24 protein-coding genes, 1 tRNA gene and 2 pseudogenes are annotated in these 24,648 nt (G+C 70.4%); 17 read left to right on the forward strand and 10 right to left on the reverse strand.

Features of this window, described 5'->3' with window-relative positions; genetic code table 11:
* Positions 1 to 47: 47 nt before the first annotated feature.
* From IT184_11705 to IT184_11720, 4 genes are all read left to right on the forward strand, one after another.
* Entirely contained in the window at positions 48 to 971 is a 924-nt protein-coding gene (locus tag IT184_11705; GenBank protein MCC7009472.1) for a carbon-nitrogen hydrolase, read from the forward strand.
* Complete coding sequence (locus tag IT184_11710) at positions 968 to 2,041, forward strand: agmatine deiminase family protein (protein MCC7009473.1); 1,074 nt, start codon at positions 968 to 970, stop codon at positions 2,039 to 2,041. The genes IT184_11705 and IT184_11710 overlap by 4 nt, the downstream gene beginning before the upstream one ends.
* Complete coding sequence (locus IT184_11715; protein ID MCC7009474.1) at positions 2,028 to 2,225, forward strand: CPXCG motif-containing cysteine-rich protein; 198 nt, start codon at positions 2,028 to 2,030, stop codon at positions 2,223 to 2,225. Before IT184_11710 ends, IT184_11715 begins: the two co-directional genes overlap by 14 nt.
* A 235-nt stretch (positions 2,226 to 2,460) precedes the next feature.
* Positions 2,461 to 3,003, forward strand: coding sequence for a hypothetical protein (locus tag IT184_11720; protein MCC7009475.1), 543 nt, complete (start codon positions 2,461 to 2,463; stop codon positions 3,001 to 3,003).
* A 35-nt stretch (positions 3,004 to 3,038) separates the two neighbouring features.
* Here the strand turns inward: IT184_11720 and IT184_11725 are convergent, their stop codons facing one another.
* Positions 3,039 to 4,121 (reverse strand): DNA topoisomerase IB, encoded by a 1,083-nt coding sequence (locus tag IT184_11725; GenBank protein ID MCC7009476.1) that lies wholly within the window; start codon positions 4,119 to 4,121, stop codon positions 3,039 to 3,041.
* A 414-nt stretch (positions 4,122 to 4,535) separates the two neighbouring features.
* On the opposite strand from IT184_11725, the gene IT184_11730 reads away from it, so the two are divergent.
* Positions 4,536 to 5,708 carry a beta-lactamase family protein gene (locus IT184_11730; GenBank protein MCC7009477.1) on the forward strand — a complete coding sequence of 391 codons (1,173 nt, stop codon included), beginning with the start codon at positions 4,536 to 4,538 and terminating at the stop codon, positions 5,706 to 5,708.
* An 81-nt stretch (positions 5,709 to 5,789) separates the two neighbouring features.
* Here IT184_11730 and IT184_11735 read toward each other — a convergent pair whose 3' ends face one another.
* Complete coding sequence (locus IT184_11735; GenBank protein MCC7009478.1) at positions 5,790 to 6,236, reverse strand: hypothetical protein; 447 nt, start codon at positions 6,234 to 6,236, stop codon at positions 5,790 to 5,792.
* Positions 6,237 to 6,323: 87 nt separating this feature from the next.
* On the opposite strand from IT184_11735, the gene IT184_11740 reads away from it, so the two are divergent.
* Together IT184_11740 and IT184_11745 are read left to right on the forward strand one after the other, a co-directional pair.
* Positions 6,324 to 7,022 carry an RNA polymerase sigma factor gene (locus tag IT184_11740; GenBank protein ID MCC7009479.1) on the forward strand — a complete coding sequence of 233 codons (699 nt, stop codon included), beginning with the start codon at positions 6,324 to 6,326 and terminating at the stop codon, positions 7,020 to 7,022.
* A 217-nt stretch (positions 7,023 to 7,239) separates the two neighbouring features.
* Positions 7,240 to 7,316: transfer RNA gene (locus IT184_11745), tRNA-Arg, on the forward strand.
* Positions 7,317 to 7,354: 38 nt separating this feature from the next.
* Here IT184_11745 and IT184_11750 read toward each other — a convergent pair.
* Complete coding sequence (locus IT184_11750; GenBank protein ID MCC7009480.1) at positions 7,355 to 7,522, reverse strand: hypothetical protein; 168 nt, start codon at positions 7,520 to 7,522, stop codon at positions 7,355 to 7,357.
* Between the two features lie 232 nt (positions 7,523 to 7,754).
* Between IT184_11750 and IT184_11755 the strand changes: the two are divergent.
* The 3 genes and pseudogenes from IT184_11755 to IT184_11765 all read left to right on the forward strand — a co-directional run bounded on the left by IT184_11755 (position 7,755) and on the right by IT184_11765 (position 9,287).
* A pseudogene (locus IT184_11755) lies at positions 7,755 to 7,889 on the forward strand (tyrosine-type recombinase/integrase).
* A gap of 244 nt (positions 7,890 to 8,133) precedes the next feature.
* Positions 8,134 to 8,462, forward strand: a pseudogene (locus IT184_11760) (type II toxin-antitoxin system PemK/MazF family toxin).
* A gap of 297 nt (positions 8,463 to 8,759) precedes the next feature.
* Positions 8,760 to 9,287 carry an isoprenylcysteine carboxylmethyltransferase family protein gene (locus IT184_11765; GenBank protein ID MCC7009481.1) on the forward strand — a complete coding sequence of 176 codons (528 nt, stop codon included), beginning with the start codon at positions 8,760 to 8,762 and terminating at the stop codon, positions 9,285 to 9,287.
* 298 nt (positions 9,288 to 9,585) lie between these two features.
* Here IT184_11765 and IT184_11770 read toward each other — a convergent pair whose 3' ends face one another.
* From IT184_11770 to IT184_11780, 3 genes are all read right to left on the reverse strand, one after another.
* Positions 9,586 to 10,278, reverse strand: coding sequence for a hypothetical protein (locus IT184_11770; protein ID MCC7009482.1), 693 nt, complete (start codon positions 10,276 to 10,278; stop codon positions 9,586 to 9,588).
* A gap of 171 nt (positions 10,279 to 10,449) precedes the next feature.
* Positions 10,450 to 11,904 carry an FAD-binding oxidoreductase gene (locus IT184_11775; protein ID MCC7009483.1) on the reverse strand — a complete coding sequence of 485 codons (1,455 nt, stop codon included), beginning with the start codon at positions 11,902 to 11,904 and terminating at the stop codon, positions 10,450 to 10,452.
* 78 nt (positions 11,905 to 11,982) lie between these two features.
* Complete coding sequence (locus IT184_11780; protein MCC7009484.1) at positions 11,983 to 12,549, reverse strand: bifunctional (p)ppGpp synthetase/guanosine-3',5'-bis(diphosphate) 3'-pyrophosphohydrolase; 567 nt, start codon at positions 12,547 to 12,549, stop codon at positions 11,983 to 11,985.
* A gap of 195 nt (positions 12,550 to 12,744) precedes the next feature.
* On the opposite strand from IT184_11780, the gene IT184_11785 reads away from it, so the two are divergent.
* Complete coding sequence (locus tag IT184_11785; protein ID MCC7009485.1) at positions 12,745 to 14,205, forward strand: hypothetical protein; 1,461 nt, start codon at positions 12,745 to 12,747, stop codon at positions 14,203 to 14,205.
* 72 nt (positions 14,206 to 14,277) lie between these two features.
* Positions 14,278 to 16,407 carry a hypothetical protein gene (locus IT184_11790; protein ID MCC7009486.1) on the forward strand — a complete coding sequence of 710 codons (2,130 nt, stop codon included), beginning with the start codon at positions 14,278 to 14,280 and terminating at the stop codon, positions 16,405 to 16,407.
* 1 nt (position 16,408) lies between these two features.
* Here the strand turns inward: IT184_11790 and IT184_11795 are convergent, their stop codons facing one another.
* Both IT184_11795 and IT184_11800 read right to left on the reverse strand, forming a co-directional pair.
* Positions 16,409 to 18,217: a hypothetical protein gene (locus IT184_11795; GenBank protein MCC7009487.1), complete on the reverse strand. Its 1,809-nt coding sequence runs from the start codon at positions 18,215 to 18,217 to the stop codon at positions 16,409 to 16,411.
* Positions 18,214 to 18,678 carry a hypothetical protein gene (locus tag IT184_11800; GenBank protein MCC7009488.1) on the reverse strand — a complete coding sequence of 155 codons (465 nt, stop codon included), beginning with the start codon at positions 18,676 to 18,678 and terminating at the stop codon, positions 18,214 to 18,216. The genes IT184_11795 and IT184_11800 overlap by 4 nt, the downstream gene beginning before the upstream one ends.
* Before the next feature lie 731 nt (positions 18,679 to 19,409).
* On the opposite strand from IT184_11800, the gene IT184_11805 reads away from it, so the two are divergent.
* The gene (locus IT184_11805) at positions 19,410 to 19,631 is read left to right on the forward strand and encodes a hypothetical protein (protein MCC7009489.1); all 222 of its coding nucleotides are present in this window, start codon (positions 19,410 to 19,412) and stop codon (positions 19,629 to 19,631) included.
* Between the two features lie 60 nt (positions 19,632 to 19,691).
* On the opposite strand, the gene IT184_11810 is transcribed toward IT184_11805, so the two are convergent.
* The gene (locus tag IT184_11810) at positions 19,692 to 20,183 is read right to left on the reverse strand and encodes a DUF2721 domain-containing protein (protein MCC7009490.1); all 492 of its coding nucleotides are present in this window, start codon (positions 20,181 to 20,183) and stop codon (positions 19,692 to 19,694) included.
* A 183-nt stretch (positions 20,184 to 20,366) separates the two neighbouring features.
* Here IT184_11810 and IT184_11815 point away from each other — a divergent pair, with 183 nt between their 5' ends.
* Complete coding sequence (locus IT184_11815) at positions 20,367 to 20,873, forward strand: damage-inducible protein DinB (GenBank protein ID MCC7009491.1); 507 nt, start codon at positions 20,367 to 20,369, stop codon at positions 20,871 to 20,873.
* Between the two features lie 459 nt (positions 20,874 to 21,332).
* Here the strand turns inward: IT184_11815 and IT184_11820 are convergent, their stop codons facing one another.
* Complete coding sequence (locus IT184_11820; GenBank protein ID MCC7009492.1) at positions 21,333 to 21,590, reverse strand: hypothetical protein; 258 nt, start codon at positions 21,588 to 21,590, stop codon at positions 21,333 to 21,335.
* A gap of 143 nt (positions 21,591 to 21,733) precedes the next feature.
* On the opposite strand from IT184_11820, the gene IT184_11825 reads away from it, so the two are divergent.
* The 3 genes from IT184_11825 (at position 21,734) to IT184_11835 (ending at position 24,647) form a co-directional block, all read left to right on the forward strand.
* On the forward strand, positions 21,734 to 22,231 hold the full coding sequence (locus IT184_11825; GenBank protein ID MCC7009493.1) for an LEA type 2 family protein: 498 nt from the start codon (positions 21,734 to 21,736) through the stop codon (positions 22,229 to 22,231).
* Between the two features lie 75 nt (positions 22,232 to 22,306).
* Positions 22,307 to 23,509 (forward strand): aminoacetone oxidase family FAD-binding enzyme, encoded by a 1,203-nt coding sequence (locus IT184_11830; protein ID MCC7009494.1) that lies wholly within the window; start codon positions 22,307 to 22,309, stop codon positions 23,507 to 23,509.
* A gap of 262 nt (positions 23,510 to 23,771) precedes the next feature.
* Entirely contained in the window at positions 23,772 to 24,647 is an 876-nt protein-coding gene (locus tag IT184_11835) for a sugar phosphate isomerase/epimerase (protein ID MCC7009495.1), read from the forward strand.
* Position 24,648 lies beyond the last annotated feature (1 nt).

The raw sequence follows: 24,648 nt of genomic DNA on the forward strand, positions 1-24,648 counted from the left end.
CGCGGGCGCCGGGGTCAATCGCGACCCGCGCGCTAGAATGGGAAGCCATGGCGCGCCCGCCGTTCACGATCGGCGTGATCCAGGATCACGCCACCGCCGACCTCGCGGCCAACGAGGCGCGCGCCGAGCGGCTGATCCGCCAGGCCGCGGCCCAGGGCGCGCAGGTCGTGTGCCTCAAGGAGCTGTTCAACGCGCCCTACTTCTGCAAGGCGGAAGAGACAGACCGCTTCGATCTCGCGGAGCCGATCCCTGGACCCACCACCGCGAAGATGCAGGCGATCGCCCGGGAGCTGGCGATCGTGCTCGTCGTGCCGCTCTTCGAACGGGAGGCTGCGGGCGTGTACCGCAACTCGGCCGCCGTGATCGATGCGGACGGGCAGCTGCTCGGGACGTACCGGAAGATGCACATCCCGGACGATCCGCTCTACTACGAGAAGTTCTACTTCACGCCCGGCGATACGCCGCCGTCCGGCGCGCCGGCCGACGAGGCCGCCGGCGCGGGGTTCCGCGTGTGGCGTACACGCTACGCGACGATCGGCGTGCTGATCTGCTGGGACCAGTGGTATCCGGAAGCCGCGCGCATCACGTCGCTGCTCGGCGCCGACGTGCTCTTCTACCCGACGGCGATCGGCTGGCATCCGGCGGAGAGGGACGAGGCCGGGGCGGCGCAGCTCGACAGTTGGCGCACCATCCAGCGATCGCACGCCATCGCCAACGGCGTCTACGTCGCGGCGGCGAACCGCGTCGGACACGAGAGCGAGCCCGGCACCGACGGCATCACGTTCTTCGGCCACTCGTTCGTGGCCGATCCGGCCGGACGGATCGTCGCGTCGGCCGGCGAGGACGAGGCGGTGCTGATCGCGACCTGCGATCCGGCGATCGCCGAGCGGCAGCGGCGCCACTGGCCCTTCCTGCGCGATCGCCGCATCGACGCCTACGCACCGATCCTCCGGAGATACCTCGGCGCATGACTCGTCCCGTTCCCCCGCTCCGCATGCCGGCGGAGTGGGAACCGCACCGGGCCACGTGGGTGGCCTGGCCGCACCACGAGCCCGACTGGCCGGGCAAGCTGGCCGCCATTCCCTGGGTCTACACCGAGATCGTGCGCGTGCTCTCACGGCACGAGATCGTCGAGGTCCTCTGCGCAGCGGAGGCCGTCGCGGCCGATGCGCGCGCGTGTCTGGCCGCGCATGCGGTCGACCCCGCGCACGTCCGCCTGCACGTCGTGCCGACGGATCGCGTGTGGCTGCGCGACAGCGCGCCGACCGGCGTGCTGACGCCATCTGGCGACGTCGTGCTCGTGAACTGGGCGTTCAACGGCTGGGCCAAGTACGACAACTGGCGGCTCGATCAGCAGGTGGGCGCCGCGGTCGAGCGGATCACCGGCCTGCCGCGCGTCGAGCCGTGCCGATCCGGAGGCGAACGTCTCGTGCTCGAAGGCGGCGGAATCGAGGTGAACGGCGACGGCCTGCTGCTCGTCACCGAGGAGTGGCTGCTGAGCGACGTCCAGGTGCGCAATCCCGGTCTCGCGCGCGAGGACTACGAGCGGCTCTTCGCCGAGTGGCTCGGGATTCGGCGCACGATCTGGCTCGGCGAGGGCTGCCTCGGCGACGACACGCACGGGCACGTCGACGACGTGGCGCGCTTCGTGTCGCGCGACACGGTGGTGGTCGCCGTCGAGCGCGATGCCGCGGATCCCAATCACGCCCGATCCCTCGACAACCTGCGCCGCCTCGAGCTCGCCGGCCGCGATCCGCTCGTCGGCCCGTTGCGCATCGTCGAACTGCCGTATCCGGCGCCGATGTTCATGTACACCGAGCGCCTGCCGGCCAGCTACGCGAACTTCTACGTCGCCAACGGCGTCGTGATGGTGCCGACCTTCAACGATCCGAACGATCGCGTGGCGCTGCAGACGCTCGCCGATCTGTTCGCCGATCGGCAGGTTGTCGGGATCCACGCGTCGGATCTCGTCTGGGGACAGGGGACGCTGCACTGTCTGACGCAGCAGGAGCCGGCGCGCCGTGCCGATGCTCGATCCTGACGAGACCGAGTTCGTCGTCCAGTGTCCGTACTGCGGCGAGCGGGTCACCGTCTATCTCGAGCCCGACGTGATGGGCACGCTCGTCCATGACTGCGAGGTCTGTTGCCGGCCGTGGCGGATGGACGTGACGCGCGACGCCGAGTACCGGTACGTCGACGTGAGCCGCGGCGACGGCTCCGAGTGAGAGCCGCGGCGACGGCTCGGAGTGAAAAGACCGGCGCGCCGCCGCCAAGAGCGGGCGCCGTGCGCGCGCCGCTCGACACGGCCGCCATCTTCCGTCCTCGTCGGATGACGCGGCATCCGCCGGCGGTGCCGCCCGGCGGCGACAGCCGTCCCGCGATCGCGTCGCGACCTCGTACGAGCGCTGGCACGCTCGTTGATCCTCGGTGAAGCGTCCCTCCCGATCACCGAGGTTCGTCATGACACGCATCAATCAGGGTTTGTCGTTCGCCGTTGTCGCGGCCGTGGCCGCAATCGTGGGTGGGGTCTCCGTGTCGTCGCGCCACGCGTTTTCTGCAACGCCGCGCGCCGCGGACGTCGCGGTCTCGTGCGGCGCAGGGCATCGCGCCGAGGTGCGGCAGTCGCTTGCGGACGGTACGCCGCGCGTGGCGCTCGAGTGCGTGCCCGAGCCGGCCGCGCCTGCCGTGTACGCCGCCGCGAGCGCGCCGGCTGCGGCGGCACGCGCCGTTCGCGTGGCCGAACCTCTCATCGATCCGCCGTCAGGCCTGAGCCGCGTCTCGTCGCACGAGCTCGCCTCCGCGCGCCCCATCTCGCAGCGCCGCACGGCCGTGCGGGCGCCTCAGCGGACGTCATGGCAGAAGCGGGCGCTCGTGATCGGCGGTTCGGCCGGCGCGGGCGCGGGCATCGGCGCTCTGGCCGGGGGCAAGAAGGGCGCGCTCATCGGCGCGGCGATTGGTGGCGGTGGTGCGGCGATCGTCGACGCGCTCAGGAGACGCGACTGACGCGCCGCCGTTACGCGTGTGCGGGCGGCCTGTCTTCAGGCCGCCCGTGCGGCCTTCCGTGCGCCGTTCAGCGACGGCAACCGCGCGGCGCGGCGGAGCAGGGCAACGAGCCGCGCTTCGGCCGCGTGCAGGTTGCCGGCCGAGCCGTTCGCGGCCACGGCCGCGACGCTGCCGATCGTGAGGCCTCGCGCGTACGCGTCGAAGACGGCAGGGTGGACATAGCACTTGCGACAGACGGCGCGCGTGTTGCCGAGCACGCCCGCGACCTTGTCCACGGCCGCCACGACGTGGCGCGCGGCGGCGGCCGCGGTCGGCGCCACGCCGATCGCATCGAGAGCAGAGGCGGCAACGAGCGTCCCCGTCCACGTCCGGAAGTCCTTGGCCGTGAAGCCGTCGCCCGCGATGTGCCGCAAGTACGCATTCACATCCGACGACGAGAGCGTCCGGATGGCGTGCCGATCGTCGAGGTACTGGAACAGCGTCTGGCCCGGCAGATCCTGACACCGGCGCACGATGCCCGCGAGCCGCGCATCTTCGACGTCGATCGTCTGGAGCACCCCGCTCTTCGCGCGGAATCGGAAGCGCATCCGCCGGCCGCGGATGCGCACGTGCGCGTCGCGCAGCGTCGTGAGGCCGTGCGATCCGTTGGCTCGCGCGTACTCCGCGTTGCCGATTCGCATGGAGGTGCGCTCCAGCAGGCTGACGACCGTCGCGAGCACCTGATCGCGCGAGAGCGGCGTGCGGCGGATGTCGCGCGCGATGCGGCGCCGGATCGCGGGCAGCGCACGCGAGAATGCGAGCAGCCGCTCGTACTTGGTCGAGTCGCGGATGGCCGTCCACGACGAGTGATATCGATACTGCTTTCGTCCGGCGGCGTCGCGGCCTGTCGCCTGCAGGTGCGCCTGCGGATCGAGGGCGATCCAGACGCCGGTCCACGCGGGCGGGACCACGAGCCCGCGGATGCGTTCGAGCGTCGCGGCGTCTCGCACGAGCCGTCCGTCGGGCCGCCGGTAGACGAACTGCTGGCCTCGCCGTTCCCGCGCGAGTCCTGGTTCGTTGTCGGTGGCGTAGTGCAGGCCGGCGGCTCGCGCGCTGTCGACGGCACGACGAACGTCCATGTGATCGCGGTTGAGCAAACCACGTGCCGGCCGCCGCACCTGCTGAAGCCAGAGCGTGTCGCCGCGTGCCCAGCGCCCCGTGCGCTCGCGGGAGTGAGGCCGCGCCTGGGCAATGTTGGCAACGCGGCAACCCGCGACGGCGAGATCCTGCCCGTCGTCATCATCGCCATCGCGCGAGGCGTTCGTTGGAGTGCGAGCTGCGGTCGTCGATGATGCCAGTGGCGGTGTTGAGGATCAGACTCGTCCGTCACCGAACGGCCCGGCAGGTCGACGCAGCGGACGCGGTGCGAGCACGTGGCCGCTGACGCGGCTCCGTGCCGATCGGCCTCCACGTTCGATACGATGCCGGACCGTGATGACCAGCGTGCCCGAGGTCGTCGCGGAGTACGATGCACACGACGCGGAGGAGGCGGGATGCGACTGAGAGTCTTGGCCCTGCTCGGATGTTTCGCGGCGTGTGGCTCGCCTGACCCCGTGCCGTCGCTTCAGGCGATCGAGGCGCGGATGCGCGCGGCGATGGCGGAGGCTCACGCGAACGGCATCGCCATGGCCGTGATCGATGAGGGGCGGGTCGCAGGCGTGTGGGCCCATGGCGTTCGCAATGCGAAGAACGAGCCGCTGCAGACCGATACCGTGATGTACGGCGCGTCGTTGACCAAGACCGTGATGGCGTACGCCACGCTGACGCTCGTGGATCGCGGCGTCCTCGGTCTCGACGCGCCCCTGGCTTCGTACCTCGACCGGCCGCTCACCGAGTACGGCGACGGCGATGCGCACCTCGCGAAGTACGGCCCCTATCGCGACCTGGCGGGCGACGATCGCTGGCGCCGGATCACGGCGAGAATGGCGCTCACCCATTCCACCGGCTTCGAGAATTTCTGGTTCGTCGAGCCGGACCGCAAGCTGCGGATTCACTTCGATCCGGGCTCGCGCTTCAGCTACTCCGGCGAGGGCTTCAGTCTGCTGCAGTTCGTGATCGAGCACGGGAGCCGGGCGAAGGGGCTCGGCGAGGACGTCAAGGCGCTCACCGACGGCATCTTCGCGCGGCTCGGCATGACGCGCACCAGCCTGCAGTGGCGGTCCGACTTTCGGCCCAACCTCGCCGATGGCTGGAGAGACGACGGCCAAGCGGTCGAGCACGATGAACGATCCAACGTGCGCGTCGCGGGCTCGATGGACACGACCATCGACGATCTGTCGAAGTTCGCGGCAGCGCTCGTCCGCGGCGACGGCCTGTCGCCGGCAGCGCGGGCCGAACTGACGAAGCCCGGCGTGGCGATCACGACCGCGCACCAGTTCCCGACGTTCGGCATGGAGCTGCCCATCGAGCAGCGCCGCCGCGATCTCGCGGCGGGGCTGGGCGTGATCGTGTTCGATGGACCGCAGGGCCCCGGGTTCTTCAAGGGAGGTCACGACGCGCAGACCGCCAACACGCTCGTCTGCGTGGAACGGCGCCAGCGCTGCGTGCTCATCCTCGCGAACGACGTCCGTGCCGAGTCCCGCTTCGCCGATCTCGTCTCGTTCGTCCTGGGCGAGACCGGCGTGCCGTACGATTGGGAGTACGGCAGCCAGGCAGGGAAGTCGTGACTGCGATCATCGATTCATCGATGGCGCGCGCCTCCCGCTGGCGGTCCGGCGTCCCGGACCGCCTCGGCTGCCAGGCCCGGCTCACCGCGGCGACAGTCTCGCCGGCGTGTGCGCGAGGCCGTGGGTCACGAGCGACGTGGCCGACGCGCCGAGCTCCACGGCGCGCGCGAGCGTCAGCGCGCTGATCGAGATGACCACGTCGCGCACCGCGACGTCGAAGTGCCCGCCGAGGACGAGGTTGACGCTCACGAAGAGCAGCCAGGCGCTCGCGACGTAGGCGCCGATCCGCGGCGCGAGCCCGAGCAGCATGATGCCGACCGCGACTTCCACGATGCCGACCACGGCCATGAACGCCGGGATCGAGATCGGCAGGAGCGCCGCGGCCGTGGGGCTCACGTAACTGCCCCAGTCGGCGAGCAGGTTGAAGAACTTGTCCAGCCCCGCCAGCGTGGCGGTCAGGCCGAGCGCGATGTGCAGGGCACGGAAACGAGCCGAGAGTCGAGCATCCATGTGGTGAGCCTCCGTCATAATCGAGATCTCGCCGGACGGAACGTGACAGCCGGGATCGGTTGTCACGCTTTGCCTCGTGCCGACTCTGTAGGGAAGGAGCCCGAGATGCCTGCGCCTGCCGTCCTCTCCGATCCGTCGACCCCGCTCTCCGACGAGGACGTCGTCGCCAGGGTGATCGGCGGCGACGTCGCGCTGTTCGAAGTGCTGATGCGCCGGCACAACGAGCAGGTGTACCGCGCGGCGCGCGCCATTCTTCGCGACGAGCGCGAGGCCGAGGACGTGATGCAGGCCGCCTACGTCAACGCCTACACGCACCTCGCGCAGTTCGACGGCCGCGCGAAGTTCTCGACCTGGCTCACGAAGATCGCCGTGTACGACGCGCTCGCGCGCGTGCGCCGTCGCGGCCGCTACACGTCGCTCGACGACGACTCCGCGGGGACGATCATGCCCGTCACCTCGACGCCCGATCCCGAACGACATGCGTTCAGCGTCGAGCTGCGCCGGCTGATCGAGGCGGCCGTGGACGCGCTCGGCGATGGCTACCGGGAAGTGTTCGTGCTCCGGCAGGTGCAAGGGCTCGACACGGCCGAGACCGCCGAGGTGCTCGGCGTGAGCGAAGAGGTGGTGCGGACGAGGTTTTCTCGCGCACGGCACCAGTTGCGTGAGGCCCTCGCCGATCGCGTGGGCGACGCGGCGACGAGCGCGTTCACGTTCGGCCATGCGCGATGCGACGCCGTCGTGTCGAGCGTGATGGCGCGGGTGCTCGCCGCGGACGCCCACAGCCGCATCCGCCAGCGACGCTGATTCACCTGCAGCACCGAGCGCGAGGACTGGGCGACGCCGCGTTTCGCCGTATGGCGCGCGGACGGCGGTCACGTCTCGCCGTGGCGCGCGGGCAACGGCACGTCGCATGGGAGCGGGCGGCGCCACGTCGCATGTCGGCGGGCGACGCCACGTCGCATGCGGGCGGGCGACGCCACGTCGCATGGGGGCACGACGGCGTCCCGTACAATGGCGCCGTGCGCCCGTAGCTCAGCCGGATAGAGCACCGGCCTTCTAAGCCGGGGGTCGCAGGTTCGAGTCCTGCCGGGCGCGCCAGTGTTCGTATGTAGGTGTGACACTGGTGTGACACTTCGTCACGCATTCTGACCTCCCGCGACCGCCTCGAGCGTCCGTCGCTTCCAGTTGACCTCCGGGTCATTGCGCAGCTCCTCGTCGGTCACGTCCAGATGCCGCTGTGTCTGCTGAACGCTGGCGTGTCGGAGCATCAACTGGATGACGCGGATATCGACGCCGTCGGCCACGGGCAGGCGCCTTCGTGCCGACGATCGTGCCCATGCAGATCGATCTCGTGGAGCTTCGTGCGATCGACGCGGGCGCCAGGCTTCGCACGCTTCGTCTCGTGGCGTTTCGGTCCAAGTGTTCCGCGTCGACTCAGGACGGCCGCGGAGGCGGCCGTTCGGATCGAAGGGAATGCGCCGGTTGTCCTTGTCCTTGGTTGTCTGGCCAGGAATGCCGATGGTGTGAATGTCCCATGCGGCACGAAAGGCGAGCATCACGAAGCGTGTCGGCCCACACAGGTTCCGGCACTCGTTCGCGACACACCTGCTCGAGGACGGCCCTCGTGAATGGACGCCCGGAGGCGTGGCCGGTCTACTCCACAACAAGTAGTTGGGCCTCGGAAACAACAGCAGGCGTGATTCGAGATCGTCTTGGAGTAGCCTCAAGTCATGACTCAGGCTGTGAAGGAGTTGGTCCATCGGTTCGAGGCGTTGCCGGCGGCGGAGCGCGAGGAAGTGCTCGCGGAACTGCTTCGCCGCGCCCGGTCTGAGCCACACGATCTTCCGACCGATGAGGACCTGACTGCGGCTGCGGATCGGCTCTTTCGAGATCTCGACGCACGTGAGCACGGTCGGTGAAGGGACCGCGGCGGGGTGAAGTGTGGCTCGTCGATCTGGGCATGGCGGCCGAGGTTCGGCCGGCTCTGGTGATCAGCGTTGAGGCCATCGACGCGGACCGGGCGCTCGCTACGCTCGTCCCCCACACGACGAGTGCGCGCGGTACTCAGTTCGAGGCTGCCGTGTCCGTGGGTTCCTGAAGGCGGGCGTGTTCGACGTGCAGGACCTCGTCACGATTCCGCATGCGAAATCGCTGCGAGCACTCGGCAGCTTGAATTCGCAGCAACTCAGTACTGTCGAGGCCGCAGTTCGCCGTTGGTCGGGGCTTGGGAACTCCGAGGCCTAACATCCAAATGGAGCCGACGCACCGGCTGTCCCGTGCTCGTGTCGCTGCGGCGCGCGGCTCATGTCGATGAGACGGTCCTTGGCCTGTTCGTGCGCGCGATAGACCTGAAGGTCGTGTTTTCGAGTTCCCGTTCGCGCCCCAAGCCTGTGTAGAACGTCTGCGGACACGACGGATGCAGCCTGAGCGGCCGCGGCGTGACACGCCGTAATCGTCTGGGGTGGGAAGGAGTTGCCTCTCACCCTCGAAACAGGCCGTAAAATCAGGCGACGAGACGCGTTCTCGCCGGTGGGGAATAGCGTGAGCCCACAGTCCTGGATCAACACCGCGCTTCGCTCCGTGATTTGGCTGGGAGCCGCCGCGGGCTGGGCGTATCTCCAGAAGCCCGACGGGGCGACTGTCGTCACGGTGCGCACGGATGCCATCGGTTGGCTGGGCGGAGGCATCGTCCTCGCCGGCTTGGTTCTCCATTTCTGGGGTAGCGCGGCGCTCGCGCGGGGCGAACGTCGCGGAGCGAGCAGGCCCGTCACGGATGGGCCATTTCGGTACATCAGGCATCCGATCTACCTGGCAGGCATCGTGCTGTTGCTGGGCGTGGGCTTGCTCTGTGCCCCGTTGCGTGCCGTGGACGTGGGCGTGCCGCTGCTCCTGCTCGCCTACTTTCACGTCGCCGTGGTTCGAGTCGAGGAACCTGAGCTGCGGCGGCGCTTCGGCTCGACGTATGAAGAGTACTGCGAGCGGGTCCCGAGGTGGCTTCCCGTTCCGACGTCGGGCGCACGCGCCGCCGAACAGCGTGACTCAGCGACCGACGCTGCACGCCGCCGCTGATCTCGTCGCGCCCGCTCGTCCACGCAGCGCGGTTTGCGCAAGCGACCTGGCGCGACGCTCTCGAACGTGTCCGCGAGATCGTCACGCAGGACGCGGCGCACCGCTTCGCGAGTACCGGAACGCGCCGCCGCTGGGTTGGGTGAGCGACACCATGCGAAGACCGTCGTGAGCCGAAAGTCGCTTCGACCGATCGAAGCTCGCGGAGGGAGCCGGTGATCGTCGGCGACGCGCGCTGCGATCGACTGCCGGCGTTCGCAACGCTCGACCGCCTGACGTTCGCGCTGTCCGGATCTCGGCTTCAGCCGCCGAAGCTGACGGCGTGCTTGCGGGGAATGCCGATCGACCGCGGTTCGATCTGCAGCGTGGCCCGCGCCGGCTTCGGACGGCCGCTGAGGCTCCGCTCCACGAACGCCGTGCGGTCGGGCATCCCGGTGTACTGCGGATTCCCGATCGTCACCCAGGTCGTCACGCGGCCGTCCGGCTCATAGCGGGCATCGGCCCACTTCCCGACGATGCCCTCCAGGTCGTGCCGGCAGGCGGCACGATGGAAGTCCACGCCGTAGCCTCGGACGTGATCCACGTAGCGAATGGCGCTGCGCTGCAGCAGCGCAGCGAGCCGCGTCTTCCGTTCGGTCAGCGGATACGGGCGCCAGTCCTCGCCGTCGAGCCAGATCAAGTCGAACGCCGCGAAGCCTGGCGTGTCACGACCGAGCAGCAGCGCCTTCAAGTCGGTGCGGCCATCCGTTCCGAAGCAGGCGATCTCGCCGTCGAGGATGGCGTCGTCGACCGGCAGGCCGGCCACCGCCGCCGTGAGGTCCGGCCAACGGCGCAGGACGCGGCCCTCGCGCGAAACCAACTCGCACACGCCGTGCGCGACGTACGCGATGGCGCGAACGCCGTCGAGCTTCGGCTCGAACACCCAGCCGGGATGGTCGAACGGCTCGCGGGCAGCCGCAGGCCGCATCGGCAGGACCCGAGGGAGTTGGCGCATCCCACCCAGTCTACCTATCTACCTCCCCCCCCGGCCGGACCGATCTACCAATCCGCCAGCCAGGCGCCGGCGGCCGCCAGCGCAACCGCGCCGCGCCGGCCGTCGACCTATCCGGCCATCAGCACGTCGAGCAGGCCGGGCGGCAGCGGTCGCGGGCGGCGAATCCCCGCGCTATTCGGGCGGTGGCGCCGCCGCGGCGTCGCCGCGGCGCGTGTCGGCACGCCGGGACGCCGTTTTCTGGCTCGCCGGCGCCGGCGTGATGTTCTGGTTCACGCGAAACAGGTTGTGCGGGTCGTACACGGCTTTCACGGCGGCCAGCCGGACGTAGTTCTCGCCGAAGGTCGCCTCGAGCCGATCCGCCGACTCGTCGTCCATCATGAAGTTGACGTACCCGCCGCCCCGGTTGAACGGGTGGACGGCCTTCCAGTACTCGCGCCCCCAGGTCCGCAGGCGGTCAGCCTTTCCGGGATCGGCGTCGATCCCGGCGATCACCATCGACCACGTCGCCTGCCGCTCGTGCCACGCCGTCGCGTCCTTCGCGACGCGACGCACGGCGCCGTCGATCGGGTAGAGGTGCATCAGCGAGAAGTCGCTCGGCGCGCGAGCGGCCTGCGCGATGTGCACGTCGATCGCCTCGTCGGGCAGCGACGCGACGAAGTCGCCTTTCCAGTACCACTGCAGCCCTTTCGGGAAGAAGCCGTCGAAGAGCGACTGCATCGCCGGGAACGGCGTCGGGCCCATCCAGTTGAACAGCGGCGCCGGCACGCTGTCGAGCAACGGCTCCATCGCCCGCGCGCCGGCCGCCGGCGTGCCGTTGAACGCGCCGATGACCGCGCAGGCCCGCTTGCCCCAGTGGGGCTTGGGAAACGGATCGGTCGGCGGCACGGTCTTCAAGCCGATGAACACGCCCAGCTCCTCGGGCGCTCCAGGCAGGAACTCGCGATAGGCTCGCATCACGGCGCGTGCATCGGCGGCGTCCCAGAAGATCGGACCGCCGTACACGGTGCTCACCGGATGGGCCTGGAACAGAAAGCTCGTGACGACGCCGAAGTTGCCGCCGCCGCCGCGAAGCGCCCAGAACAGGTCCGGGTGCTGCGTGGCGCTGGCCGTGACGAACGAGCCGTCGGCGAGCACGACGTCCGCTTCGAGCAGGTTGTCGATCGTCAGGCCGTGCTTCCGCGTGAGGTAGCCGGTGCCGCCGCCGAGCGTGAGGCCGGCCACGCCGGTGCTCGAGACGATGCCGAACGGCACGGCGAGGCCGAAGGCGTGCGTCGCATGATCCACCTCGCCCGACGTGCAGCCGGCGTCGACCCGCACGGTCCGGCTCTGCGGATCGACGCGGACGCCTTTCAGCATCGACAGATCGATCACGAGGCCGCCGTCGCACGTGCCGAATCCCGGGCCGTTGTGCCCTCCGCCCCGGATGGCGAGCAGCAGCCCCTCCTCGCGCGCGAGGTTCACCGACGCGATGACGTCGGCGACGTTCGCGGCCCTCGCGATGAGCGCCGGGCGCCGATCGATCATGGCGTTGTACACGGCGCGCGCGCCGTCGTAGTCCGGATCGGCCGGGCGAATCAGTCTTCCACGCAGACTCTTCTCGAATGCCGCGATGGCGTCGTCACGCATGGCAGGCCTCCTGAAGGAAGCGGATCACATGAGCGACTGGGGGAGGCGAAATCCTAGCACGTCCGGGGCGCCGTGGAGCTAGGCCCGTCCGGAGACGGCCTCCTCGCGGTTCCGGACGAGATCCGACAGCTCGCGGAACATGTCGGGGTTCACCGCGTGCGCGTGCGGCAGCACGTAGATCCGCGTCTCGTGGAGGTACTTCCGGACGAACGCCACGTCGTGCACGAACCCGAGCGCGGTGAGGTTGCTGATGCGATCGGCCAGCTTGAGCACGCGGGCGCGCGGGCTGCCGCGCTCCATCACCCTCGTGAGGTACTCGGCCTTGGACTCCCGCACGCCGTCGGCCGTGCGGATCGTGACCTCCATGACGAGCGCGTAGACCTCGGGGCCGTCGGCATCGAGCCGCTCGATGTCTTCGCGCGTGACCCCCGGCATGTTGGGTGCGTCCTCGAACAGGTCGTGGATGACGGCCGCCTTGAGCAGCACGGGGTCGAGGATCTTGTAGTCGAGCAGAATCGCCATCGTGCTGAGCTGATGGCGGAACATGTTGCTGCCGCCGCGGCGGCGTACGCCGATGAGGGCCATCGCCTTCACGATGTACGGCGCGAGCGTGAGCCGGCGCAGTGATTGTTCGATGTCGGGCATGAGGGCGCGGGTGAGGAGATTCTATGGCGGGCGCGCGCTTCGGCGTGCAAGACGGCCCGCCGGGCGCTCGACGAACCGCGCGGGCGAGGAGCGCGCGTGGCTGTACCATCCCAGCGTGCACGACGAGCGCGCGCTCAGCGATAGCGGGTCATCCGGCCGCCTGGCGTGGCTGCCGATCTCGCCGAGGCGGGGCCGATGATCGCGGTCCGGAAGCTGTGGGGGGCGATCGCATCGGCGCCCGTGCCGGGCGGAGACGGCAGACGGGCGCTCGTGGCCGTGCTCGCCGCCTGCCTCGCGATCCGGCTGGCGTTCGCGCTGTCGTGGCCAGGCATCCATCACGCCGACGAGATCTACCAGGCCGGCGAAGTCGCCAGCGAGGCGGTGCATGGCTACGGGATCGTGCCGTGGGAATTCCGCACCGCGTCGCGCACCGCCATCCTGCCGACCCTGCTTCGCCCGATCTACCGCCTGCCCGGATCCGCGACGACGCACCGGGTGCTGCAGGCCACGATGTTCTGCCTGCTGAGCTTGCTGCCGGTGTGGGTCGCGTTCGCGTGGACCCGCCGGCTCTTCGGCGTTCCCGCGGCGGTGCTGGCGGCCATGATGATGGGCACCTGGTTCGAGCTGGTGTACTTCGCGCCCAAGGCGACGGCAGACGCCGTGAGCAGCTACCCGCTCGTTGCGGCGCTCTACCTCGGGCGGCCGTCCGCGAGCCGGCGCGAGGTGTTCTGTGCCGGGATGGCCCTCGCGTTGGCGCTCGGGCTGCGCATCCAGATCGCGCCGGCCATCGGCGTTGCGACGGTCGCTCTCGCGCTCGCGGCGCGAGGACCACGGCGCCCTGCGTTCGGGCTCGGCCTCGTCGTGGGCGCCGCCATCGTCGGCGTCATCGAGTGGAGCTGGTGGGGCCGGCCGTTTCAGGGCCAGATCGGCTACCTGCTGATGGAGCTTCGGTACCGCGCGTCGGCGTTCTTCGCGCGCGAGCCCGTGACGTTCTTCGCGAAGGAGGCGGTGCTCAACTACGGCGGTGCGCTGCCCGTGATGGTCTGGTTGGTCTGGCGCGGCGCTCGCGTCGCGCCGGTGCTCCTGCTCGTGGCGATCGCGGTGCTCCTGCCGTTCCACGCCATCGGCCACAAGGAATACCGGTTCATGCTGCCGGCGGTGCCGTTGCTGGTGCTGCTCATGGGGTTGGGCGCCGGCGGGTGGGTCGCGAATCGGGCCGGCGTCGCTCGCCGGCTTCCCGTGATCGTCGGCGGATGGCTGATCGCCATGCTCGCCTTCAGCCTCGGCGATCACTACCGGCCGTATGTCACCCGCGACGTGAATCACGTTTTGGCGTTCGAAGCGATCGGACGCGACCCGCACGCGTGCGGCGTGGCGCTCGTCGGCGTCCGCTGGTGGCACACGCCCGGAACGGCGGGGCTCGGCCGAGACGTCCCGATCTACGAGCTGACCCGCCCGGAGGACGAAGCGCGGCTGTTCGCGGCGGCGAACTACGTGTTGGCCGGCACCAAGCAGCCGGCGCCGCCGCCGCCGTTCGTCGAGTACCGTCGCTTCACGCGTCCCGTGCAGTCGCTCTACCGGCGCGACGGCCCGTGCACGCCGGACGATGCCTCGAAGGTCACGCGGCCGCCGGGTATTCCCGGGCTGGAACCGTAGCGCGTCGATCGCACGTCTGCCGGATGTCGCGACCGTCGCCCGAGACGCGCGCGAAGACTACAATCCAGCGCGATGGCTGATGCGACGACGAGCCGCCTTCGCCTGCCCGGTTGGGCACCGCGCGCGGCGCTGGCGATTGCGCTCCTGCTGGCCTGGGGCAACTTTCTCTTCACGTCGAAGTGGGCGTACATCGAAGGCTCGCTGCACGGCTGGCGGCGGCCATGGTACGCGGCGGCGCTCGTCGCCGCGACCATCCTCGCGATTCGGCAACGGGCGCGCGTGGGATCGCCGGTCGTGGGGCGCTGGCCGCTGCCTGGCGTCTTCGCGGTCGTTGGGTTCACCAGCCTGTGCGTGATGTTCTTCTCGCGGCTGCCGATCGCGTCCTGGGGGCTCGTCCCGTTCGCCGACGATTGGACGGTCTTGTTCCAGGAAGCCGTCATCGGCGTCGAGCTGATGCAGCGGGGCACGGCCGCGGGGTGGAACTGGTCGTTCCTCGGCGGATACCCCACCTCCGCGGATCTCGGGCAGAACTTCGGCGCGCACCTGTTCCTGCCCATGCAGATCGTCGGCGCTCGCGTGGCGTTCCATCTGCTGCAGGTGATCTGGCTGTTCAGCCTGCCGCTCTACGTCTGGTGGGACCTGTCGCGCGAGGATCGACGCCTCGCGCTGCTTGCATTCGGGATCGCGTGCGTCGCGGCCTCGGCCTACTCGGGGACGCTCCTGCAGAGCGGCGACGTCAACTCGATGGCCGGCGTCTTCTCGGCGGGGCTGGCGCTCGTCGGCAGCCGCGCGGCACGACTCGGCCGCCGCTGGGGCGGACCGGTGATGATCCTCGGCCTCGCCGGCGGGCTGTACTCGCACATCGGCTTCTTCGCGTACGCGTGCCTCTACCTCACGCTCGAGGCGATCTACTTCCGTGATCGCGCGGCGCTCCTCCGCCTCATCGCGGCCGCCGCCGCCGCGGCGACGGCCGCGCTGCCGCTGCACTGGGAGTCGCTGCGGTACCCACAGTACGTGAGCCTCAACAACGTGGCGTTCGATCCGTGGGCGCCGATCGACTGGCCGGTCGTCTTCCGGCAGTTCTACTACAACGTCGAGATCCTTGCGCTGCCGCACCGGTGGCTCAACGACTACCGCAGCCTCGTGAACGTGTGGATGCTGCCCATCCTGATCGTCGCCTGCGGCTCGCCCCGCTCGCGGGCCGGGTTCTTCGCCTGGGCGACGCTGCTGACGCAAGGGGTGCTGCGGCTGAGCGCGGGCCAGTTCGGCGCGGGCTTCGATCGAATCATGCACATGTTCCCGTTGCTCGCCGCGCCGGCGCTCGCCGCCTTCCTGCTGAGGTCCGCGGGCTCTCGCGCGCTCGCGACCGCGCTCGCCGCGGTGATCGCGATCTACCCGCAGACGGTGTACCGGCCCATCCCGCACGTCGACACGATCCGTGAGTTCGATCCGGCCTTGATCGATCGACTGGCGTCGCTCGACGGTCCGCTCGTGCTCGTCGAGGTCAGCCCGCATCGCGACATGGACAGCGATCCGGTGAGCATCTCGCCCAAGACGCCGTTCGTGTCGCACTTCGAGAGCATGCTGCCCGGGGTGGCGGGCCAGCGGTTCTACAGCCAGATGTACGACGGCTGGATCTGGAGCATCTGGCGCGGGCAGGTCGTCGGCGCGGGGACCTACCAGGGGCGCGCCATCGACCGGACGCCGATCGAAGCATTCACCGCCGAGATGCGCCGCTGGGGTGTGAAGCACCTGCTCGTGTGGACGCCGCGCACGCGCGCGTACCTCGCGGCGAGCCCGCTCTTCGCCGAGCGGTGGCACAACGACCGGTGGACCGACTTCGAGTTCCTCGAGCCCGATCTGCGGACCGTCGTCGTGCCGCACGGCACCGGCCGGCTCGTCGATCTCGATCTGCACGGCGCGACGGTGGAGCTCAACGGCGTCCAGGCCGGCGACGAGGTCGTCGTCCGCACGAACTACTACCCGGCGTGGACCGCACGGGCCGGCACGGCGGCCGTCGCGCTCCACGAGCGTGGAGGCCAGCTCGCGTTCATCTCGCCGGGATCCGGCGACATCCGCGTGGCGCTCGTGTATCCACGCCGGCCCTGGCTGTCGGTGCTGGCCGTCGTGGGCTTGCTCTGCGGCGTGGCGGCGCTCTCGGTGTGGCCGTCCGCGCGGAAGGCGCTGCCTCGCGCAGCCTGAGTCACTCGACGCGGACGGAGCCGAGCTGCACGCCGTGCCGGCGCAGATCGGTGCTCGCCGGATCGTCGTCGGCGGGCACGACCCATCCGTCGATGAACAGATCCAGGCGATGCGCGGCACGCAGCCACGTCAGCGGGCCGCGGGCGGTCAGATCGAACGTGAACGACGTCCAGGCATCGATCTGCAGAGGGAGGACCGTTTCGGCGCCGTCCACGACGGCCGTCACGCTGACCGCTCTCACGGCGCGAAGCTCGAGGGTTACACGTCGCGCCTCTCGCCGAAAGAGCGCCGTGGCGCGATCCTCGGTCCAGCGATAGGCGTCTTCACCGGCTGGAACCGTCGCGTCGAACGTCCCCCACCAGATCTGATCGAGATCGGTCAGCGACCGGATGGCGGCGCCGGACGCGCACTGCTCGGTCTTGTCGCGCAGGTACTGTTTGATCTCTGCCGGGACCACCCACGAGCCGAGCGCAGCCTCGTCGCCGAGGCGCACCGACTCCGAACAGGGAGCGAACGTCTTGGTCTGCGATCGCGCGAGCAGCGTCAGCGGCGTGGCGAGGAGGACGATCAGTCCGGCGACGGTCACCCATCGCGCGTCCAGGCGTCGCAGCGTCGCGTCCAGTGCGGCGGCGCCCCAGAGCACGGCGCCAATCGAGATGAGATGGAGCTGCTCCCGTTTCGTCACGAGCACGAACGGCAGGTTGAAGCACAAGATGACCGTGAGGCCGAGCACGAAGAGACTCGTGAGCGTCCGGTCCCTCAGCCGGCGTGCGGCCCAGCCGCCGACGAGCAGCGTCGCGAGCCACAGAGCTCCGCTGAGCGCCTGCGCGCTGAACAGCGGATACGACCCGGGCCGGCCTTGGAACAGCCATGCGAGCGCGGGCACGAATGCGGCGGCGATGCCGATCGCCAGCGCGCCCGTCGTCTGTCGACGCGCGCGCCATGCGTCGATGCCGATCGTCGTCACCGCGACGATCGCCCCGCAGGCGGCCACGGCCTGCCATGGCCGGCGGGTCGGCCAGAGCAGGACGGCGCTCTCGATCCCTCGCTGGAAGTTGGCGATGGCCTGCGCGAGATCGGGAACGCCGTAGCCGCCGAGCGCCTGCAGTCGATCCTGTCTGAGCCAGACCAATGCCACGGCGAGCGCTGCGGCGATCGCCGGCACGCTCCTGCGTACGGCGCGCGGAAGCGGATCGCTCGCGCCGATGCCGGCGGCCGCGAGCACCGCGATCACGGCGAGCAACATCAGGCCGTCTTCCTTGACGAGGAACGCGGCGCACGCGAGCACGGCGATCGGAACGAGCGGCCACGGGCGCCGGCCTCCGACGCCCTGCCACAGGATCAACCCGCCGAGCACCAGCAGGGACTCGGCGAGATGCATCTGGTTGGTCAGCCAACTCGTCTGCGAGATCGGAAGTGCCGGATAGATCGAGTAGAGCAGCGCGGCGATGACCACGGCACGCCGCGATGCGCCGGCGCGATGCACGAGACACGCGACCAGCACCGCGCACAGCACGTGTCCGGCGAGGCTGACCCCGTGCATCAGCGTGGCGTTGACGCCGAACAGCCAGAACCGGCTGAGAAACAGCAGCGCGGTCAGGGGCCGGAAGAACTCCCGCTCGGCGCCGGTCACGTCCCAGGAACCGAACCAGATCCGATGGAGCTCGGTGCCGATCGGCGGCCGGACGAAGTGATAGTCGTCGTAGTGGAAGCCGCCGCTCGGCGGTGCGTAGACGAGGCAGACGCCGGCGGCCGCGACGACGAGGGACGTGAGGAGCACGTGCGGCTGCGCTCGCGGGCCGCGGATCATCGCTGGAGCAGGGCGGGCGCGATCCAGAGCGCGGCACTGCGACCGGGAGCGCCGCCGCGCACGTTGAAGATGATGTCGACGGTGAGGCCGGCGTACTGGCGGAGGTCCACGAAGAGCGGCGTGGCGGCCGCGGGCTCGCGGTGGAGCGAGACCACGGTCATCTCGCGGAACACGCGCCCGTCCGAGATGCCGATCGACGCGGCGAGCGAGTCGTCGCCAACGACGTCGGGCTGGACGCCGACCCGCAGCCAGGACCGGTCTCGCACGCGCGCGTGAAACGTCAGCCGGCTGGGACTCGCCGCCCGAATCGCCGGACCGGACGGGATCAATTCGAACGCGCCCGGCCCGGGGCGCTGCTGCGCGCGATCCATCCGCGACGCGAGCTCGTCGTACACGACCGCGTCCCGACATCCGCTCCCCACGAGCGTTGCCAGCACCAGCACGAGACGCGCCGCGCGCATGGCGCACACTCTACACGCGCCCGTGCGGGCATCTCCAGCGCCCGGTTGCAGGCGATCGACACAGCCGCGTGGCGTCGTGCCGCGATCGCTGCCGCGTGCGCCGCGTCCCGTCACGCGCGGCCCATCGTGCGTGCGACGACGCGGTCGAAGAACGGCTGGCTGGTCGCAGTGTCCCGTCGGCGACCTCTACGGCGAATCCGCGCGTCGTTCTTCCTACGCGTCGGCCTCGGAGCTGGTGAAGATGCTGTCGCATCCGAACGCGTGGTGGCGCGAAACCGTCCACCGCCTGATCGTCGAGCGGCAGGCCGTTGCGGTGGCGTCGGATCTTGCGACGCCGCGGTCGTGTGACGCGGGTCCGCGCTCGCCCGATCGGAGCGCCAGGTGCCGACGCTGCCACGCGGCGATGCTCCTCCACGTCGAGCGCGACGCCGGCGCGCCCTTCGTTCGCTTCGCGGCCTAGACGCTGCTGCAAGTCATCCCCTCGGTCGCTCCCAGTGGCGAGGCCGTTGTGGACGAAGGTGTCGCGGACTTCAGACGCCGTGCGCCGGCTGCGGCGGCAGCGTGGCGACGCGGCCGAGCGGATCGCTCGTGGCGTGCACGATTCTGACGGCGAGCCGTATCCAACGTTCACATCGCCGAATCTGCCACAGCCCGGGCGGCCTCACGCGTGACCGCCTGAGGAAGGCGCCCTATCGGCACGAGCCTCGCAAGCACGCAGCGAGGAGTCCGACGTGACACGCATGCTCTTCCTGCTCGCCGCGCTCGGAGCCGCGGCCGGCATTCTGATGCGTTGGATGAAGGTCAACCGCCAGGTCCGCGACGCGGAACGCCGCTTCCTCGAGGAGCACGAAGGGCCGCGCTGGCGGTATCGGCCCGGCCTCGACGCTCCGTACGACTACGATCAGGCGATCAGGGCGAAGCGTCGCGCCGACATGCGCCGAAAACGCCGGTAGAAACTGGTGGGCTTGGTGGGCTGATGGGATCGATGCGCCGTCCGGCCGCTGATCGACGTCTCAGTGCGGCCGCTCGCGCACCTGCAGGAACTCGATCTCCTGTTCGAGGAACTGGACCGCCAAGTGGGTCTCGCGCACGACGATGCCGCTGCCGAAGACGAGGCCGGCGACGCCGGCCGTGCCGGACACGAGGCTGAGCGCCGCCGTGCTCTCCCAGATGACGTCGTTCGCGCGCGCCGCCAGGAGCGTGCCGACGACGGAGATCAGCGCCGCCGCCGCGAACGACCCGATCGACATCGTGAAGAGGCGCAGCGCGCGCATGAGCAGTTGCGCGCGGACCTTCAGCTTGCCGAGGTGCTGCTCGTACGTCGACGCCATGCTGCTGGCGAGATCGATCCGGCCGAGCTCCGATGCGAGCACCCGCGTGCGATCGACGATCCGGGCCAGCCGGTTGCTGGTCACGAGGCAGAGCAGCGCCGACGCGTTGGTCAGAATCGCGGGAGCGCCGATGATGGTGAGCGCCGCGAACGGGCTCTGGGCGAAGCTGTCCATAGCGCCTCAGACTAGCAGGTCTGCGCCGGCTGCGATGGCCGCGCGTTCCCGCAGCCCGAGGCGATGCCCGCGACCGTACGGCGCGCGCGGCAGCCTCGCCGCGCGCGTCGGCCCCGTGGATCACGGACGCGCGTTGCGCGATCGCGACGTCCTTCATACGCTTGTGGATCGAGAGGAGCCGCCATGCGAATGACCGAGCTGTTGATTGCGGCAGTGGAGCGCGAGGCGCCCCGCACACGCCGCGTGTTGGAACAGGTGCCTGTCGGACGCGACGACTGGCGTCCGCACGAGAAGTCCATGCCGCTCGGCCGTCTGGCCGGAACGGTCGCGACCATGCCGTCGTGGATCAACCTCGTGCTCGAGCAGGACGAGCTCGATCTCACGCCGCCACCTGGGCAGGGACAGTACCATCCGACGCCGACGGACGCGCTGGCATCGACGCACGACGCGCTCGTCGAGAAGGCGCTCGGCGCGCTGGCGGCCACGAACGACGACCATCTGATGACGACCACGTGGCGGCTGCGCGCCATGGGACAGATCGTCATGGAGGAGCTGCGGCACATCGTGCTCCTCGACACGATCAGCCACCTGTCGCACCACCGCGGGCAGTTGACCGTGTACCTGCGGCTGCTCGGCCGGACGGTCCCCTCCGTCTACGGGCCCAGCGCCGACGATCCGCGGTTTCTCTGAATTGGATCCGGGGGGCTTCGCCCCCGCGGACCCCCCTACGCGCTCACTCGCGGGGGCCCCACGATCCCCGCGCCGGTCGCGCGGGCTCGCTTCGCCGCTTCTGATCCGGGGGGCTTCGCCCCCGCGGGCCCCCCGACGCGCTCACTGGCGGGGGCCCCACGATCCCCGCGCCGGTCGCGGGCTCGCTTCGCTCGCTTTTGATCCGGGGGGCTTTGCCCCCGCGGACCCCCCGACGCGCTCACTCGCGGGGGCCCCATGATCCCCGCGCCGGTCGGGCGGGCTCGCTTCGCTCGCTTTTGATCCGGGGGGCTTCGCTGCCGCGGGCCCCCCGACGCGCTCACTGGCGGAGACCCCATGATCCCCGCGCCGGTCGGGCGGGCTCGCTTCGCTCGCTTTTGATCCGGGGGGCTTCGCTGCCGCTGCCGCGGACGCGCTCACTGCGTCTGCGTTCGCGTGGCGTCAGGAGATGACGCCGCCTTTGTCATCGACCTTCTCGGGTTCGTCGTCGAATCCCGGGCCGGGGCCGCGCGTGTCGCTGACGTCGTCTTCGAGCGCGCCCTCGTGCTCGAGGCCGGCTTGTCGTTGCGCCTCCCTGAGCACGTCGTCGCGATCTTCGGGAGCTACGCGAGCCAGGATTCCGTGGATCGCCGCGCCGTCGGCGCCGTCGCGCATCATCTTGGCCAGTTCTCGCACGAGCTGCTCATGGCGGTCGGTCATGGCCTCTCCTCGCCTCATGCTACGCGATCGGCCCGGCTCCTCGTGAGCCGTTCCGTGCGCCGGCCCTGCGCGACGCGTCGGCAACAGAAACGCACCGGCGGCGTTCTTGCACCTCACGTCGGCAGGACCACGCGGAGGATGTCATGACACGTCTCCGGCTTCTCTTGTTGGCCGCCGCGCTTGCCGCCGGATGTGCGACCTTGGGGCCGCTCGGCGCGATCGTGCAGCCGCCGCGCATCGAGGAAGCCCGCGATCAGCCGGTCGAAGTGCGGCTCATGCCGCCCTCGAGATCGAGCGTGTTCGGCGGCGCGACCATTCGACTGTGGACGCGGATCACCAATCCGAATCCGTACGGCTTCACGCTGTCGTCGCTGAGCGGCACGCTGTTCCTCGACGACGTGCGGGCGGCGACGACGGGTTTTCCGCTGGGGCTGCCGCTCGCGGCCGGCGGCGATTCGGTGATCCCGATCGAGTTCGCGATCAGCTTCGCGGACCTGCCCAACCTCGCGGCCGTCGTCCGCCGCGCGGCCGCCCGCGAGCCGATCGGCTATCGGCTCGACGGCACCATTGGCGTGGACGCCGGGCGTCTCGGCGCGCCGCTCTTCGGGCCGATGACGCTCGTGCGCGGCACGATCGATTGAACGACCGCACGCTCGCCCGGCGCCGGCGATGCGACAATCGCCAGCGTGAGCACGTCGAACGCGTCGCCGCCGCCCGTGGTCGTGATCGGCGCCGGCGCGGCCGGCCTCGTCGCCGCGATCTTCGCCGCGCGCGACCGTCAGCCGGTGCTGGTGCTCGAGCGCACCCGTGACGGCGGGAGGAAGATCCTCATCAGCGGCGGTGGACGCTGCAACGTCCTGCCCGACGCGCTCGAGCCGCAGCGTTTCGTCACCGACTCGCCGCCTCAGCTCGTGCAGCGGCTGCTGCGGTCGTGGCCAATCAAGGGCCAGCGCGCCTTCTTCGAAGAGGACGTCGGGCTTCCGCTCGCGCGCGACGCCGAAACGGGAAAGTGGTTTCCCGCATCGAATCGGGCGAGCGACGTCCGCGACGGGCTCGTGGCGCTCGCGCAACGGTCCGGCGCGCGCCTTCAGTTCGAGACGGAGGTCACGGGCCTGCGCCGTGCGGAACGCGGGTGGATCGTCGACACGACGCGCGGCTCGATCGACGCGGGGCGGGTGATCGTCGCCACCGGCGGGCTGTCGGTACCGTCGACGGGAAGCACCGGCACGGGGCTGGTCGTCGCCGGCGCGCTCGGCCACGTCGTCCACGAGACGTACCCCGCGCTGACGCCGCTCGTGGCGGATCCAGCGGTCCACGCGCGGCTCGCGGGCGTGTCGCTGGAGGTCGCGATCGAGGCGGCATCGGCTCGCGAGTCGGCGCGAACGCGGGGTGGATTCCTCTTCACGCATCGCGGCTACAGCGGCCCGGCGGTGCTCGACGTGGCTCACGTGGCCGTGCGCAGCGTGCGGGCCGGCGACCGCGCGTCGATCCGCGTCCGATGGACCGGCCTCGACGAGGCCGGCTGGCACGACCGGCTCGTCGGATCCGGCGGTTTCGTCGTCAACGTGCTGGCGGAGCGCCTGCCTCGACGCTTGGCTGAGCACCTGGTCGCGGCCGCGGGGTTGCCGCCCGATGCCCGCGCCGCCAGCCTGCGGCGCGACCAACGTGCGTCGCTCGTCGCGAGGCTGGTGCGCGACGAGCTGCCCTGGACCGGCGACGAGGGCTATCGCAAAGCGGAAGTCACGGGCGGCGGCGTCGCGCTCGACGAGGTGGATCCGCGAACGCTGGAAAGCCGCCGCTGTCCTGGGATGTTCTTCTGCGGCGAGGTGCTGGACGCGTTCGGCCCGATAGGCGGCCACAACTTCGCGTGGGCTTGGGCCACCGGACGCCTCGCTGGCCGCGGGTCGCGACCCGCGTGACGGAATCAGGCAAGATTTCGGGCGTGCCCGAGCCATGCCGGCGACGTCGGCCGCATTGCGCCCGTGCAGCCTTGGCATCCCGACGCGGGCGGAACGACGTGTCGACGGCATCGTTAGCGTCGGCACGGCCCGGCGCTCGACGGGCCGCCGCGACTGAGTCGCTCGAGTTCGTCCCGGGTTGGCGCGCGTCCGATCCGCGGCCGGGCCAGGGCCGGCGGCACGCCGTGCCGCATTCGATCTACACTCCCCCGGCGAGGTACCCATGCCGACCCGACGCGAGTTCCTCACGACTGCCGCTGCCGCGCTCGGCGCGGCCACCACGCCGGCGCTGGCGTGGCAGACGAAAGAGATCGTGACGCGGCTCAACGCGCCGGTCGGACTGCAGCTCTGGAGCCTCCGCGCGTATCTGCCGAAGGATCTCTCCGGCACGCTCGCGAACGTCCGCCGCATGGGGTTCCGCGAGGTCGAGGGCGCTGGCCTGTGGGGCAGGACGGCTGCGGAACTGCGGCAGGCGCTCGATACGGCCGGCCTGCGGTGCCAGTCGGCGCATCTCGGGTACGAACGGCTGCGCGACGATCTCACCGGTGCGCTGAACGAAGCGCGCGCGGTGGGCGCAACGTGGGTCGTCTGCCCGTGGATCCCGCACGAGAACGCCGTCACGCGCGAGCAGATCCTGCGCGCGGCCGATCTGTTCACGCGGGCCGCGCGAACGGCCAGCCAGTCGGGCCTCCGCTTCGCCTATCACTGCCACGGTTACGAGTTCGTGCCGGCCGACGAAGGCACGCTGTTCGACACGCTGGCGCGCAACACCGATCAGAAGCTCGTGGAGTTCCAGATCGACGTCTTCCACGCGTTCTACGGTGGCGCCGATCCGGCCGCGCTCATCCGCCGGCACGCCCCGAGGGTGACCAGCCTGCACCTCAAGGACTTGAAGAAGGGCACGCCCGTCGTGGCCGGCACCGGCACGGGCACGCCCGACATCGACGTGCCGGTCGGGAGCGGCGCGCTCGACATGTCTGCGGTGCTGCGCGCCGCGATGAAGGCGGCGACGCGCTTCTACTATCTCGAAGACGAGAGTGCCGACCCGCTGACCCACATTCCGCGCAGCGTCGCCTGGCTCGAGTCCGTCGCGCTGTAGC

It is taken from the genome of Acidobacteriota bacterium (assembly GCA_020853395.1).
GTDB lineage: Bacteria > Acidobacteriota > Vicinamibacteria > Vicinamibacterales > SCN-69-37 > JADYYY01.